Source organism: Streptomyces diacarni (assembly GCF_003323715.1).
GTDB classification, from domain to species: Bacteria; Actinomycetota; Actinomycetes; order Streptomycetales; family Streptomycetaceae; genus Streptomyces; species Streptomyces diacarni.
Genome location: NZ_QOIN01000028.1, coordinates 250,351 through 264,423 on the forward strand (window position 1 = coordinate 250,351; position 14,073 = coordinate 264,423).

Consider the following 14,073-nt stretch of genomic DNA (forward strand, 5'->3'; position numbering starts at 1 on the left):
TCTGCGGATCCGGCCGGGGCCTTACGCCTTTGCGGGCCCCGGCCGGGGCTTCCCTCTTGGGAGGCCCGGCTCCGGGGCCTCCCTGCTCCTGTGGACCCGGGCAGCGGCATCCCGACTGGGGCGCCGACCGCCACATCCCTGTCTCCCGCCGTCACCGTCTCGGCCGTCACCGTCTCGGCCGTCACCGTCTCCGCCGTCCCGGTCTGCGCCGTCCCCGGTCTGCGGCGCGGACGGGGACGGCTCCGGGCCCCGCCGTCACCACCCGGCCCGCGCCACCGCACCGGCGCATCCAAGTGCGCACTCCAGCACGGAGCCCTGTCCTGCCCCGCCCGCTCCGGGCGGAGTGGGCCGCAGCAGGTCCGGCCCCGCGACCGGAGACTCCGTGGTCGGACCGGGCTGGACCGGGCTGGACCGGGCCACGGCCATGGAAGACGAGCGCGTGCGGCCGGTGCCGGGGGCGCGGCGCGCGCTCAGTCCGTGGAGCCCATGTCCCCCTCGCCGACCTCGTCGGCCTCCGCCGCGCGCGCCGACTCCGTGAGCAGGACGCGCAGACGCGTCACCCGTTCCGGGGCCGGGCCCGAGACGACGGCGCGGGGGAGGGCGTCACCGGCGCCGTGGACGACGGAGAGATGCTGCTCGCCGCGGCCGAACGCGGTGTAGACCCATGCGCGGGACAGCGCCTCCGTGGCGTCTCCCGGCAGCACCACGACGGCTGCCGGCCAGCGCAGGCCCGCCGCCTGGTGTGCTGTCATCGCCCAGCCGTGCCGCAGGGTCTCCGGCACCCGGTCGGGCGGGACCGTGAGCGTGCGTCCGTGGCAGCTGAGGTGGAGCCCTTCCTCGTCGGCGGAGGCCACCGTGCCGATCTCGGTGCGGCCGGGTGCGGGGGAGTGGGCGACGCGGTCCCCGGGGTCGAAGCCGGCGAACCGGCCCGGGCCCGGGTTGAGCCGTTCCTTGAGGGCGGCGTTCAGCGCGCGGGTGCCGGCGGAGCCGCCGTGTCCCGGCGTGATGACCTGGGTGTCCTCCGTGGGCACGCCGATGGCCCGGGGCACCGAGTCGGCGACGAGCTGCACCGTGCGGTGGACCGCCTCGCCTGCATCCTGCACGGGGACGATGACGACTTCCTTGCCGGGGGCCTCCACCTGCAGCAGCTCACCGACGCCGATGCCCGACACCAGCTCGCCGACGGGGCCGGGGTCGGGCGTGCGCGAGGCGACGTGCGGGCAGTACCGGGCCGCGACCAGGTCGCCGAACACCTGTCCGGGCCCTGCCGCGCCGAGCACTCCCGGATCGCCGCTGAGCACCAGCCGCGCGCCGTCCGGCAGGGATTCCAGCAGCGCCGCTGCGCCTTCCGCGTCGAGCTGCGGGGCGTCGCACACGGCCAGCAGATCCACCGCGAGCATCCCCTCGGCGTCCCGCTCGGGGCCCTCCGTCCCGGCCAGGGTCCCGGCGACCGTGGCGCAGCCGGTATCCGCGACGGTGTGGGCGCCGGACTCACCGCCCTGACCGCCCTGACCGGTCTCACCGTCCGCCTCGTCCGTCTGCGTGGCCGCGGTGGCGGCCGCTGCCGCTGCCGCCGTGCCGGCGGGGCCTGTGACCGCTTCGACGAGCCGCGTCATGCGGGCTCGTCCGTCATCCGTATGGGTGAGGGCCCAGGCGCGCAGCCCGAGCCGCCGCGCCGCGACGACGAGCGCGGCGATCTCCGCGCGGGACGCCTCGCCCCCCGAGTGGGTGACCAGCCCGCTGCCTGCCGCGGTGGCGATGAGCTCTTTCGCGGACGGGGAGGGCGCCGCCTCGGCCGCGGCGGACCAGCCCGGCGCGGCGGACTCGACCGCCGTGTCCGCCGTGTCCGCCGCTCCCCGCCCCTGGTGCGCCGTGTCGAAGGTGCTCGCGATGCGGGCGAGGGCGTCGGCGAGGCTCTCCTCCGCCAGTGCGTAGCGGTCCAGGCCGAACAGCATCCGGACGGGGCGCTGCTCTTCGCCGGCCTCTTCCTCCGCGCCCTGCCCGGAGCCCCGCCCCGGGGTGGAGGGAGTGGGGCCCGCGTCCAGTGCGTCCTCGAACACGAGGACGGCGCCCGCGTCGACGGCCTCGCGGACCGCCTCCTGGGGGTCGGGCAGTGCGTGCCGGGCCAGGCCCTCGGCGAGGGCCGCCGGTTCCTGCACCGTGTCGCCCCGCAGCGCGGCGCGCTCCAGCAGCCTGACGACGAGCGCGACCGCCCGCCGCGCGTCCCCGGGTCCGGCCTCCTCGCCGAGCAGGGCGCGGGCGAATCCGTCGGCCTGCTCGGGGTGCACCCCCGCGACCGCCAGCAGCTGCCACGGGTCGGCACGCAGTACTTCCGCGGCGCCCTCACCGAGAGCCTCGACCACGCGCGGGGCCAGGGACTCGGGTGCGCCGCCTTCCGCCAGCAGGGCCCGCACCTCCTCGGGGACCACGATCCGGCCCCCGAGGAGGCCCTCCCCGCGCGCAGGGCGCGGCGCGGCCTGCCCGGCCGGGGCGCGCCCTGCCGGTACGCCCCCGGCGTCCGCGCGGTCCTGTGCGCCGCCGGCCGCCGGCCTGCGGGCCGGGGAGGCGGGCTGCTTCCGCTCGGTGAAGAAGGTGTCGGCGGAGCGCTCGCCGTTCTCCACCGCGCGGACGGCGGCGAGGAGTTCGGCTGTCCGGTCGTTGCTCACAGCTCGCTCCAGTCCTGGTCGGGGTAGCGGTGCACGGGTGCCGAGACGTCGTCCAGCGCCGCTCGGATTTCACCAGGAAGACTAAGGCCCTCCACTGACAACGCCTCCGTGAGCTGCTGCGGCGTGCGTGCGCCGACGATCGGCGCCGTCACGCCCGGCCGGTCGCGAACCCACGCGAGCGCCACCTGGTGCGGGGGAAGTGCGAGTCCGTCGGCCGCCGTCGCCACCGCGTCCACGATCCGCCCCGCGGTCTCGTCCAGGTACGGCTCGACGAACGGCGCCAGCCGCTCGGAGGCGCCGCGCGATCCCGGGGGCGGGGGGCCTGGCTGCCGGTACTTGGCGGTGAGCACCCCGCGGCCCAGTGGTGAGGAGGGCAGCAGTCCGATGCCGAGGTCGAGTGCCGCCGGCAGCACCTCGCGTTCGATGCCGCGCTGCAACAGCGAGTACTCCATCTGGGTACTGGCCAGCCGGTGCCGTATGCCCGGCGCCGCCAGTTGCCAGGTGCCCGCCTTGGCCAGCTGCCAGCCCGAGAAGTTCGACACTCCGACGTAGCGGGCACGCCCGCTGGTCACGGCGGTGTCCAGTGCCTGGAGTGTCTCCTCCAGCGGTGTGCAGGGGTCCCACGCGTGCACCTGCCACAGGTCCACGTGGTCGGTGCCGAGCCGCTCCAGTGAGGCGTCGAGCGCGGCGAGGAGGTGGCCGCGCGAGCAGTCGAAGCGGCGGTCGGGTTCCGGGACGTTGCCGGCCTTGGTGGCGATGACCAGGTCCCGGCGCGGCACCAGGTCGCGCACCATCCGTCCCAGCAGGTACTCGGCCTCCCCGTCGCCGTACACGTCGGCGGTGTCCACGAGGGTGCCGCCTGCCTCCCAGAACGCCTTGAGCTGGTCGGCGGCGTTGCGCACGTGCTGCTCGTGGCTCTCGCCCGACTCCGTACGGCCGCTGTGCGCACCGCCGGCGCCCGAGCGCCCGCCGCTGCCCCGCGCCCAGCTGAGGGTGCCGAGACCGATCCGGGATACGCGCAGGCCAGTGCGGCCGAGGTGCCTTAGCTCCATGGGCGTTGAGCGTAGTTGTGGCGGGCGTTAGAGTCCGTGGGGTACGGGACATTACTGATCAGTAGGGAGTTGGGTGCGGATGGGGATGCGACTGGGCATCAACCTCGGCTACTGGGGCGCCGGGATGGATGCGGACAACCTGGCCGTGGCCAAGGAGGCCGACCGGCTCGGTTACGACGTGTGCTGGGCGGCCGAGGCCTACGGGTCGGACGCCGCGACCGTGCTCACCTGGGTGGCGGCCCAGACCGAGCGGATCGACGTGGCCTCCGGCATCTTCCAGATCCCGGCGCGGACCCCGGCCATGACCGCCATGACGGCCGCGACGCTCGACTCGCTCTCCGGCGGCCGCTTCCGTCTCGGCCTCGGCGTCTCAGGACCGCAGGTCTCCGAGGGCTGGTACGGGGTGAAGTTCGACAAGCCGCTCGCCCGCACCCGCGAGTACGTGGAGATCATCCGCAAGGCGATGTCCCGCGAGCGGCTGACCCACGAGGGCGAGCACTGGACGCTTCCGCTGCCCGGCGGCCCCGGCAAGCCGATCAAGCTGACCGTCCACCCCGAGCGGGAGGAGATCCCGCTCTACATCGCCGCGATCGGGCCCAGGAACCTGGAGCAGACCGGCGAGATCGCGAACGGCGCGCTGCTGGTCTTCTTCTCCCCTGAGCACGCCGAGGAGACGACGCTCCAGCACCTGCGGGCGGGCCGTGAGAAGGCCGGCAAGAGCATGGACGGCTTCGACGTGTGCCCCACCGTCCCGATGGCGCTGGGCGACGACATCGACGCGCTGGCCGATCTCTTCCGCCCCTACACCGCGCTCTACGTGGGCGGCATGGGCAGCCGCAAGCAGAACTTCTACAACAAGCTCGCCCAGCGCATGGGCTACGGCGACGAGGCCGCCGAGATCCAGGACAAGTACCTGGCAGGCGACAAGGAGGGGGCGGCCGCCGCCATCCCGCGCGACCTGATCGACTCCACCACGCTGATCGGTCCGAAGGAGCGCATCGCCGAGCGGATGCGCGCGTACGCGGACGCCGGGGTGACGACACTGTCGCTGGCCCCCGCCGGATTCACGCTGGACGAGAGGCTGGCCGCCCTCCGGGCCGGCGTCGAGGCCCGGGAGCTGGCGGGGCTGGCCTCCTAGGTCCGCCGCACGGACGCCCGGCACACCCCGCGGTCTCCTCGAACGGGCCGCACCGGATATCCCGCGCCCCGCCCGTACGGAACTCATCGTCCCGTACGGGCGGGGCGCGTCCCGTACGGGCTACGGGGCCGCACCGTGTTCGCGGTGCGGCCCCGGGGAAGGTGTTCGCGGCCGTGGTGGGGGCTCGGGGGTCTTCCCCGCCACGGCCGCCACGCAGCACAACGCCGGTCGGTCCGCGCGGTTACGCGGCGGACGCGAGGTTACGCGCCGGGTCGAGCACGCCTGATGCGTTCTGCGCAGAACGGCTCAGCATCTGTTGCCCCGAAGCGTACGTGGTATTTGACTCGTTCCTTGCGGATGTCGTGTTTTGTGGGAACTCGCGCACGGAGGTGGCGGCGATGCTCTCGGCCAGGAGCCTGTTCACGGAAATCCTCGACAACGACGAGTCCTTCCGGCTCTTCTGTTCCATCGCCGCCAGCGGCGAGGCGCAGGGCGGCTGGGAGAACGGCCGTATCGCCGCGCTCGTCCCCGAGACCCAGCGCCCCCTCGCGCCGAAGATCGCCCGGCACGGTGCGGACGAGGACAAGCACGGCCGGATCTTCATGGCGCTGCTGAGCAAGCGGGGGCTTCAGGCGGCCGAGATCCCCGACGACACCGACTACACGATGATTCTCGAAGGCCTGGGCATCGGCCTGGCCCACGAGAAACTGCGCCGCGACGAGCCGCTGACCGAGCGGGACGTGCTCGCCTACCTCGCGCACAGCCGGGTCACCGAACAGCGGGCCGCCGAGGAGATGGCCCTGTTGGCGAAGGTGGCGGGCGACCATCCCGACCTCGGCCGCGCGGTCACCATGATCGCGCGGGACGAGGACAACCACCTCGCCTACTGCCACGAGGAGCTGCTCAGGATGGCCCGCGCCGGGCACGGCCGCGCCATCCACACGCTCCTGCGGGAGAGCGCCATGGCGGAGATCACGGTCTACCGCGACGTCGGTCTCGCGGTGATGAGCCGGATGGCACGCATCCTGGGCTGGTCACGCGCCAGGTACACGCTCGTCGCGCTGGGCATCCACGGCCGGTACGTCTACGAGCGGCTGGGCGGCTGGCGGCGCCTGGTCCGCCTGCGGATGCCCGAGCGGCGCGACGCGCTGGGTACGGGCCGGGCGCAGGCGGCGGCAGCCGAGTCCGCCCGAGCCGCCGGGGCCGGACGGCCCGAGGCGGGGACCCGGTCCGGCGCCACCTCCCGCCCCGCCGGACCGGTCACCTGAAGCAGCCACCCCGAGTAGCCCCTGGTGCCGCGCCGGCGTCGGAACCAGTCCGTGCGGCGCCGGCTCAGAACCAGTCCCTGCGCTTGAAGATCCGGAACAGCACCACGCAGATGGCGGCCATCAGCAGGATCGTCGCCGGGTAGCCCCACACCCAGTGCAGCTCCGGCATGTGGTCGAAGTTCATGCCGTACACCCCGGCGATGGCCGTCGGCACGGCGAACATCGCCGCCCAGGCCGAGATCTTGCGCATGTCGTCGTTCTGGCGCACACCCATCTGCGCCAGATACGCGGACAGGATGTCCGTCAGCAGCCGGTCGATGGACTCCACCTGCTCGTTGACCCGGGAGAGGTGGTCGGCCACGTCGCGGAAGAACAGGCGCGAGTCCTTGTGCACGAACGGCAGCCCCGCGCCCGTCAGCCGGGTGACCGGGTCGGTCAGCGGCATGGTGGCCCTGCGGAACTCCAGGGCGCGGCGTTTGAACTCGTAGATGCGCCCGGCCGTGACCGCGCCGAGCGGCGCCTGACTGGCGAAGACGGCGGCCTCCAACTCGTCCAGGTCCTCGTGGAGCGCGGCGGCGACGTCGAGGTAGTGGTCGACGACGGTGTCGCTGACCGCGTACATCACCGCCGTGGGGCCGTGCCGCAGCACCTCGGGGTCCTCCTCCAGGCGCCTGCGGACCGAACCGAGCGGGTTCGCCTCGCCGTGCCGGACGGTCAGCACGAAGGAGTCGCCCACGAACACCATCAGCTCGCCCGTGCTCAGGGTGCCGGCCTCGTCGTCGTACGCGACCGGCTTGAGCACCAGGAACAGCGAGTCCGCGTAGACCTCCAGCTTCGGCCGCTGGTGGGCGTGCAGGGAGTCCTCCACCGCCAGCGGATGCAGCCCGAAATCGCGGGTGATCCGGTCGAACTCGTCCTTCGCCGGCTCGTGCAGGCCGACCCACAAGAAGGCGTCGTCGAGGGAGCGGGCCCGGCGCAGCGCCGCGGAGAAGTCCTCCGGCTGCTCGGTCCTGTGCCCGTGCCGGTAGAGCGCGCAGTCGACGATCACCTCTCGCATTGTCCCGTGCCCGGGCCGCTGGACAACCCGGCAGCCGCATCCGGGCGGACTCGCTTAGGGTTGCGGCATGCCCACGCTCATCCTCGTACGTCACGGCAGGTCGACGGCGAACACCGAGGGACTGCTGGCCGGCCGCACGCCCGGGGTCGCCCTGGACGAGCACGGCCAGCGGCAGGCCTCCGGGCTGGTGCGCCGGCTCGGCGAGCTGCCCCTGGTCGCCGCCGTCAGCAGCCCGCTTCGCCGCTGTCAGGACACCCTCGCCCCACTGGCCGAAGCCCGCCCCGGGTTGCCGCTGCACACCGAGGAGCGCGTCAACGAGTGCGACTACGGACAGTGGTCGGGGCGCAAGCTCGCCGAGCTGAACGACGAGCCCCTCATGACCACCGTGCAGCGCCACCCCTCGTCCGCCGCGTTCCCCGGCGGCGAGTCGATGCGCGCCATGCAGCACCGCGCCGTGGAGGCCGTACGCGACTGGAACGCCCGCGTGGAGGAAGAACACGGGGCGAACGCCGTCTACCTGATGTGTTCGCACGGTGACGTCATCAAGTCGATCGTCGCCGACGCGCTCGGCATGCACCTCGACCTGTTCCAGCGCATATCGGTAGGACCCTGCTCGGCCACGGCCATCGCCTACACACCGCTGCGCCCGTTCCTGCTGCGGCTGGGCGACACCGGGGAGCTCGGCTCCCTCGCGCCACCCGTCCCCACGGACGAGGAGAGCGGCCGGGAGAGGGGCGCGCAGGGCAACGCGACGGTGGGGGGCAGCGCCTGAGCATGATGATCGGTACGCACAGTAGGGTGCGGTAGTCCGAAGCCACTCAAGCTGTCGATCCAACGGAGCAGAACGTGTCCCGTCAGGTGTTCCTGTACGACCCGCCGGACCGGTTCGTCGCCGGTACCGTCGGGCTGCCTGGCCGCCGCACCTTCTTCCTCCAGGCCAGCGGGCAAGGCCGTACCACCAGCGTGGCCCTGGAGAAGGCGCAGGTCGAAGCGCTCGCCGAACGGATCGACGAGCTGCTCGACGAGGTGGTGCGGCGCTCCGGTGGCAGCGCTCCCGTCCCCGCCGTGGCGCCCTCCGAGGTCGACGACACCGCACCATTGGTCTCCCCCGTGGAGGAGGAGTTCCGCGTCGGCACCATGGCGCTGGCCTGGGACGGCGAGGGCGAGCGGATGGTCGTGGAGGCGCAGGCCGTCGTCGAGCTGGAGCCCGGCGAGGACGAGGACCTCGCCGACGCCGAGGAACGGCTGCTGCAGGACGATGAGAACGGCCCGCCGATGCTCCGGGTGCGGATCAGCGGCACCATGGCGCGGGCCTTCGCCAAGCGGGCCATGGAGGTCGTCAACGCGGGCCGTCCTCCGTGCCCTCTGTGCAGCCTGCCGCTCGACCCCGAAGGACACGTATGTCCGCGCCAGAACGGATACCGCCGGAGCGAATGAGCGGCACAGCATCCCGGAGCGTGGCGCGACCGGCGGCCGAGGCGACCCGGCGGCTGATCGCGCAGGGCACGCTCACGGTCCACGGACAGATCACCGAGGCGTCGAACGCGGTGCTGTTCGGCACGGTCGAGCACGAGGGGATCGTCCTCCCCTGCGTCTACAAGCCGGTCGCGGGTGAGCGCCCGCTGTGGGACTTCCCCGACGGCAGTCTCGCCCAGCGGGAGGTGGCCGCCTACGAGGTCTCGCGCGCCACGGGATGGGACCTGATACCGGCGACGGTGCTGCGCGACGGCCCCTACGGGACGGGCATGTGCCAGGCGTGGGTGGGGGAGCCGCCGGACGCGGGAGAGGCCGGTTCGGACCAGGGCGGAGGCGAGGCCGCCCCCGAGGACGCCGACCCGGAGGACGGCGCCCAGCCGGGCGGCGCCCAGGAGGACGGCGCCGGGGAAGGCCCCGCGCCGCTGCTCGCGCTGGTGGACGAGCAGGAGCCGGGGGAGGGCTGGAAGGCCGTCGGCTTCGCGGACGTCGGCGGCGGCAGGACAGCGCTGCTCGTCCACGCCGACGACCCCGCGCTGCGGCGGCTCGCCGTCCTGGACGCGGTGATCAACAACGGCGACCGCAAGGGGGGCCATCTGCTGCCCCGCCCCGACGGCACTCTCTACGCCATCGACCACGGGGTCACCTTCCACGTCGACGACAAGCTGCGCACCCTCCTGTGGGGCTGGGCGGGCGAGGAACTGACCGGCGAGGCGGTCGAGGCGCTGCGCGGCCTCTCCGCTGAGCTGGCGGCGGGCGCCGAGCTGGCGGCACGGCTGGCCGAACTGCTGACGGACGCCGAGGTGGAGGCCGTGCGGGGGCGGGTGGAGGCGCTGCTCAGCTCGGGAGCGCACCCCCTGCCCAGCGGCGATTGGCCCGCCATTCCCTGGCCCCCGGTCTAGACCTCGACGCCCGAACGGCGTGTATCCGCCCGGATACGGAACACCAGTCCGGGTTAGGCTCAAGGTATGCATGCCTGGCCCGCTTCCGAGGTCCCCGTCCTGCCTGGCCAGGGCCGCGACCTCGACATCCACGACACCGCGACCGGTGGTCGGGTGGCTCTCGCCCCCGGTCCTGTCGCCCGCCTCTACGTGTGTGGCATCACGCCTTATGACGCCACCCACCTGGGGCACGCGGCGACCTACAACGCGTTCGACCTCGTGCAACGCGTGTGGCTCGACACCAAGCGGCAGGTTCACTACATACAGAACGTCACCGACGTCGACGATCCACTCCTGGAGCGGGCCGTCGCCACGGGCACCGACTGGACGGCCCTGGCCGAGCGTGAAACCGCCCTGTTCCGCGAGGACATGACGGCTCTTCGGATGCTGCCGCCGAAGGACTACGTCGGCGCGGTGGAGGCCATCCCGAGGATCGTTCCGCTGGTCGAGCGGCTGCGTGACATGGGCGCCGCCTACGACCTGGAGGGCGACGTCTACTTCTCCGTGGAGTCCGACGCCCACTTCGGCGAGGTCTCCCGCTACGACGAGGAGACGATGCGGCTGCTGTCCGCCGAGCGCGGCGGCGACCCCGAGCGGCCCGGCAAGAAGAACCCGCTCGACCCGATGCTGTGGGTGGCGGCCCGCGAGGGCGAGCCCCACTGGGACGGCGGCTCCCTCGGCCCCGGGCGCCCCGGCTGGCACATCGAGTGCGTGGCCATCGCTCTGGAGCACCTGGGCATGTCCTTCGACGTGCAGGGCGGCGGTTCCGATCTGGCCTTCCCCCACCACGAGATGGGTGCCTCGCACGCGCAGGCCCTCACGGGGGAGTACCCCTTCGCCCGCACCTACGTGCACGCGGGGATGGTCGGTCTGGACGGCGAGAAGATGTCCAAGTCCAAGGGCAACCTCGTCTTCGTCTCGCAGCTGAGGCGGGACGGCGTCGACCCGGCCGCCATCCGGCTCGCCCTGCTGGCCCACCACTACCGTGCCGACTGGGAGTACACGCAGGCGGTTCTGGACGAGGCGAAGGAGCGTCTCGCGCGGTGGCGCGACGCGGTCTCGCGCCCCGACGGTCCGCCCGCCGAGGACATGCTGGAGAGCGTGCGGGTCGCCCTCGCCGACGACCTCGACAGCCCCGCGGCGCTGGCCGCGGTGGACGCCTGGGCCGAGGAGCAGGCCACCCGTGGCGGCACGGACGAATCGGCTCCCGGGCTCGTCTCCCGGACGGTGGACGCGCTGCTGGGTGTGGCGCTGTAGCGTCCCGTTCCGCCGACGGCCCGGCGGTGCCGGTGAACACGGCGCCGCCGGGCCGCCGCGCGTTCGGGAGCACGCCGCGCGGCGCGCGTGCACGCGGTCGGAGGCCGGGCTACTCCTCGCCGTCCTCGTCGTTGTCGCCCGGCCTGGGTGGTTCACCGCCGGGCTTGGGCGGCGGAGGCTGCGTTCCGGACTCCCGGCGGTAGGGGGCGGTGCCCGGCGCGGTTCCGCCGTCGGGGGTGCCGTCGCGCCGGCGCAGGTAGCGTTCGAACTCCTTCGCGATGGCCTCGCCCGAGGCCTCCGGCAGCTCGGCGGTGTCCCTGGCCTCCTCCAGGGACTGCACGTACTCGGCGACCTCGCTGTCCTCCGCGGCGAGCTGGTCGACGCCCAGCTGCCAGGCGCGCGCGTCCTCCGCGAGCTCCCCCATCGGGATGCGCACGCCCAGCATGTCCTCCAGGCGGTTGAGGAGAGCGAGCGTCGCCTTCGGGTTGGGCGGCTGGGAGACGTAGTGCGGGACGGCCGCCCACAGGCTGGCGGCGGGTACCCCCGCGTGGGTGCAGGCCTCCTGGAGGATGCCGACGATGCCCGCCGGACCCTCGTACCGCGACTCCTCCAGGTTCATGGTGCGGGCCAGGTCGGGGTCGGAGGTGACGGCGGTGACGGGGACGGGCCGGGTGTGCGGGGTGTCGCCGAGCAGCGCCCCCATCACGAGGACGAGTTCGACACCGAGTTCGTGCGCGAAGCCGAGGATCTCGTTGCAGAAGGAGCGCCACCGCATGCTGGGCTCGATGCCCCGCACCAGGACCAGGTCGCGCCGTTTGCCCTTGCCGTCGGCGTCCTCGACGCGGATCACGGACAGGCGCGTGGTGGGCCAGGTGACCTTGCGGACGCCGTCGTCCATGAAGACCTGCGGCCGGTTGACCTGGAAGTCGTAGTAGTCCTCCGCGTCGAGGGCGGCGAAGACCTCGCCCTTCCACTCCTTCTCCAGGTGCGCCAGCGCCGTGGAGGCGGCGTCCCCCGCGTCGTTCCACCCTTCGAACGCGGCCACCATGACTGGGTCGACCAGCTCGGGAACCCCCTCCAGCTCGATCACCCAGCGCCTCCTTAGCCTGCTGTCGCCTGTGCGGCGTGCCGTTCCGTCTGCCCCGCGCCGGTGGCCGCTTGTGCTGCCGCCGACGCGCTTGGTGCGGGCCCCAGCCTACGGCGTGACGGTGCCCGTGCCGCAGCCCCCGCACGGCGCCCGTGACCGGCGCGCATCCAAGGCGGGCACGCCTGTCCCGGCAGTACATCGGACCTGTGGGCGGCGGGGGTTTCCGCCGGGGTTCACAGGGTCGAGCGCAGCCACTGCTCCACACTGGCGATGTGCACCGTGGACCAGGAGCGCGCGGCCTCCGCGTCGCGGGCGCGCAGCGCGGCGAGGATCTGCCGGTGCTCGTGCAGGGTGCGGCTGACGGCGTCCTGCTGGGTGAGCCCCCGCCACACCCTGGCCCGGGTGGTCGGCCCCGACAGGCCGTCCAGCAGCGAGCACAGCACGGTGTTGCCGCTGGCCGCCACGATGCGCCGGTGGAACTCCAGGTCGGCGGCGACCAGTTCCTCCACGGACGGGTCCGTGCCCAGCGCGTCCAGCTGCCCGCCCAGCGCGTCCAGCTCCTCCTCGGCGATCCGTTGTCCGGCCATCGCCGTGGCGGCGGGCTCCAGGATGCGGCGCACGGCGAGGAACTCCAGGACGGTGTCGTCGCGGTGGAAGTCGACGACGAAGCTCATCGCCTCCAGCAGCAGTTTCGGATCGAGACTGGTCACGTAGGTGCCGTCGCCCTGGCGCACGTCCAAGACCCTGATGAGGGCCAGCGCGCGGACCGCCTCGCGCAGGGAGTTGCGCGACAGGCCCAGCTCGGTGGCCAGCTCGCTCTCCTTGGGCAACCGGTCACCTGGGCCCAGCGCTCCCGAGACGATCATGCCCTTGATCTTCTCGATCGCCTCGTCGGTAACCGCCACGCTGCCTCCCATAGACATCGGATGTCTGCTCGTCGATTATGAACCGTCCGGCGCACACCAGCCCCGCCGGTAGGCCGTCCAGTCTTTCGCTGTCGCCGCGAAATCGACATAGAGGGCGACGCCGAACCGCCCGCGCCCCGGTTCCTGGCGCCCCAGGCCCAGCCGGACCCCGCGCACCGCCGCCGCCACGGTCTCGGCCCCGGCATGGTGCCCCATGCTGTCCGTGTGGAAGAACGGCAGGCCCATCAGGACGTCCACGTCGTCCGGCGCCGCCTGGAGCGCCAGTCGGGTCTGCCGGGCCACGTAGCCGCCGTACAGGCTCTCCACCGGAAGCCAGGTGTCGTAGGACATCAGTGCGATCTGGTCCACGCGCCCGGCCACCTGCCCGAAGTACCCCTGGGACCACCACTTCCCCTCACCGGCGGTCGCCTCGCCCACCTGGTGCAGCCCGGGCAGCGGGTCGATCTGGTGCGCGGCCACCGACAGCATCCCGCCGCGCGCGTGCACGGACCGGCGCAGCCTCTCCAGCAGGCGCAGGTAGTCGCCGTCGCCCGAGCGCAGCGGCTCCAGGTCGAAGTGCACCCCGTCGAACCCCGCGGCCAGTACCTGGCGCGCGCCGGCCACGACCGCGTCCCGCGTTCCCCGGTCGGCCAGCCGGAGGCCGCCGCGCTGGTCCTTCCCGTACACCAGCCTGTCGCCCAGCCACGCCTGTACGCGCACGCCGGGCATCTCCCGTTCGACCGCGCGCAGCAGCCACCCGGCGCGGGGGTGGCGGTCCGCCGGGAGGGAACCGTCGTGGGCGAGGGGCCCGGTGTGGACGTACAGATCGCGGATGCCCGTGCCGGCCATCCGCCGCTTCAGCGCCCGCAGGTCGCCCGCGTCCCTGCGCCCGTCGACCCAGGCGTGCCCCAGCCAGATCGCGTCACGGCCGCGGGTGCGGGCTTCGGGCTGCGGATCTCCCGTGTACGCGAGCCTCAGCGCGCTCGCGGCGGCCGCCACCGGCAGCACGAGCAGGACGGTCAGGGCGAGCGCCGTCCAGGCCAGTGCCCGCCGCGCCCTGGTGCGCCCCGGCATGCGTACGCCGAGACGGCGGCGCCTTCTCTCCCGCGCCGCGGTTCCGGCCGCCTTCTCCACGCCCTCGCTCTGCCGTGCGCCCGCCCCGGTGCCCATGCCGGGGACAGTGCCACGAGAGCCCCCTCGACGCGGCGTCGAGGGGGCTCTCGTTACCA

At 73.4% G+C, this 14,073-nt stretch carries 12 protein-coding genes; 6 read left to right on the top strand and 6 right to left on the bottom strand.

Annotated elements, in window-relative coordinates:
* Positions 1–470 precede the first annotated feature (470 nt).
* Both DTL70_RS04430 and DTL70_RS04435 read right to left on the bottom strand, forming a co-directional pair.
* Positions 471–2,666 (bottom strand): helix-hairpin-helix domain-containing protein, encoded by a 2,196-nt coding sequence (locus tag DTL70_RS04430; RefSeq protein WP_114020493.1) that lies wholly within the window; start codon positions 2,664–2,666, stop codon positions 471–473.
* Positions 2,663–3,718, bottom strand: coding sequence for an aldo/keto reductase (locus DTL70_RS04435; protein WP_114020494.1), 1,056 nt, complete (start codon positions 3,716–3,718; stop codon positions 2,663–2,665). Before DTL70_RS04435 ends, DTL70_RS04430 begins: the two co-directional genes overlap by 4 nt.
* An 85-nt stretch (positions 3,719–3,803) precedes the next feature.
* On the opposite strand from DTL70_RS04435, the gene DTL70_RS04440 reads away from it, so the two are divergent.
* Together DTL70_RS04440 and DTL70_RS04445 are read left to right on the top strand one after the other, a co-directional pair.
* Entirely contained in the window at positions 3,804–4,856 is a 1,053-nt protein-coding gene (locus DTL70_RS04440) for an LLM class F420-dependent oxidoreductase (protein WP_114020687.1), read from the top strand.
* 398 nt (positions 4,857–5,254) lie between these two features.
* Positions 5,255–6,124, top strand: a complete 870-nt coding sequence (locus DTL70_RS04445) for a ferritin-like domain-containing protein (protein WP_245978997.1) — start codon at positions 5,255–5,257, stop codon at positions 6,122–6,124.
* A 64-nt stretch (positions 6,125–6,188) separates the two neighbouring features.
* Here DTL70_RS04445 and corA read toward each other — a convergent pair whose 3' ends face one another.
* Complete coding sequence (gene corA / locus DTL70_RS04450; RefSeq protein WP_114020495.1) at positions 6,189–7,181, bottom strand: magnesium/cobalt transporter CorA; 993 nt, start codon at positions 7,179–7,181, stop codon at positions 6,189–6,191.
* A gap of 67 nt (positions 7,182–7,248) precedes the next feature.
* Here corA and DTL70_RS04455 point away from each other — a divergent pair, with 67 nt between their 5' ends.
* The 4 genes from DTL70_RS04455 (at position 7,249) to mshC (ending at position 10,852) form a co-directional block, all read left to right on the top strand.
* A complete protein-coding gene (locus DTL70_RS04455) occupies positions 7,249–7,953 on the top strand; it encodes a histidine phosphatase family protein (RefSeq protein ID WP_114020496.1) in 705 nt (234 codons plus the stop codon).
* A 74-nt stretch (positions 7,954–8,027) separates the two neighbouring features.
* Entirely contained in the window at positions 8,028–8,618 is a 591-nt protein-coding gene (locus tag DTL70_RS04460; RefSeq protein ID WP_114015799.1) for a DUF3090 domain-containing protein, read from the top strand.
* Positions 8,582–9,556 (top strand): SCO1664 family protein, encoded by a 975-nt coding sequence (locus DTL70_RS04465; RefSeq protein ID WP_425470314.1) that lies wholly within the window; start codon positions 8,582–8,584, stop codon positions 9,554–9,556. Before DTL70_RS04460 ends, DTL70_RS04465 begins: the two co-directional genes overlap by 37 nt.
* A 66-nt stretch (positions 9,557–9,622) precedes the next feature.
* Positions 9,623–10,852, top strand: coding sequence for a cysteine--1-D-myo-inosityl 2-amino-2-deoxy-alpha-D-glucopyranoside ligase (mshC, locus tag DTL70_RS04470; protein ID WP_114020498.1), 1,230 nt, complete (start codon positions 9,623–9,625; stop codon positions 10,850–10,852).
* A gap of 109 nt (positions 10,853–10,961) precedes the next feature.
* On the opposite strand, the gene DTL70_RS04475 is transcribed toward mshC, so the two are convergent.
* From DTL70_RS04475 to DTL70_RS04485, 3 genes are all read right to left on the bottom strand, one after another.
* Positions 10,962–11,942: a PAC2 family protein gene (locus tag DTL70_RS04475; protein ID WP_114020499.1), complete on the bottom strand. Its 981-nt coding sequence runs from the start codon at positions 11,940–11,942 to the stop codon at positions 10,962–10,964.
* Positions 11,943–12,172: 230 nt separating this feature from the next.
* Entirely contained in the window at positions 12,173–12,844 is a 672-nt protein-coding gene (locus DTL70_RS04480) for a FadR/GntR family transcriptional regulator (RefSeq protein WP_114020688.1), read from the bottom strand.
* A 36-nt stretch (positions 12,845–12,880) separates the two neighbouring features.
* A complete protein-coding gene (locus DTL70_RS04485) occupies positions 12,881–14,014 on the bottom strand; it encodes a glycoside hydrolase family 18 protein (protein ID WP_114020500.1) in 1,134 nt (377 codons plus the stop codon).
* Between the last annotated feature and the right edge of the window lie 59 nt (positions 14,015–14,073).

Bases quoted from the DNA above. Each gene is read 5' to 3' on its own strand.
- DTL70_RS04435 (WP_114020494.1), bottom strand. From the start codon at position 3,718: ATGGAGCTAAGGCACCTCGGCCGCACTGGCCTGCGCGTATCCCGGATC.
- DTL70_RS04440 (WP_114020687.1), top strand. From the start codon at position 3,804: ATGCGACTGGGCATCAACCTCGGCTACTGGGGCGCCGGGATGGATGCG.
- DTL70_RS04445 (WP_245978997.1), top strand. From the start codon at position 5,255: ATGCTCTCGGCCAGGAGCCTGTTCACGGAAATCCTCGACAACGACGAG.
- corA (WP_114020495.1), bottom strand. From the start codon at position 7,181: ATGCGAGAGGTGATCGTCGACTGCGCGCTCTACCGGCACGGGCACAGG.
- DTL70_RS04455 (WP_114020496.1), top strand. From the start codon at position 7,249: ATGCCCACGCTCATCCTCGTACGTCACGGCAGGTCGACGGCGAACACC.
- DTL70_RS04465 (WP_425470314.1), top strand. From the start codon at position 8,582: ATGTCCGCGCCAGAACGGATACCGCCGGAGCGAATGAGCGGCACAGCA.
- mshC (WP_114020498.1), top strand. From the start codon at position 9,623: ATGCATGCCTGGCCCGCTTCCGAGGTCCCCGTCCTGCCTGGCCAGGGC.
- DTL70_RS04485 (WP_114020500.1), bottom strand. From the start codon at position 14,014: ATGGGCACCGGGGCGGGCGCACGGCAGAGCGAGGGCGTGGAGAAGGCG.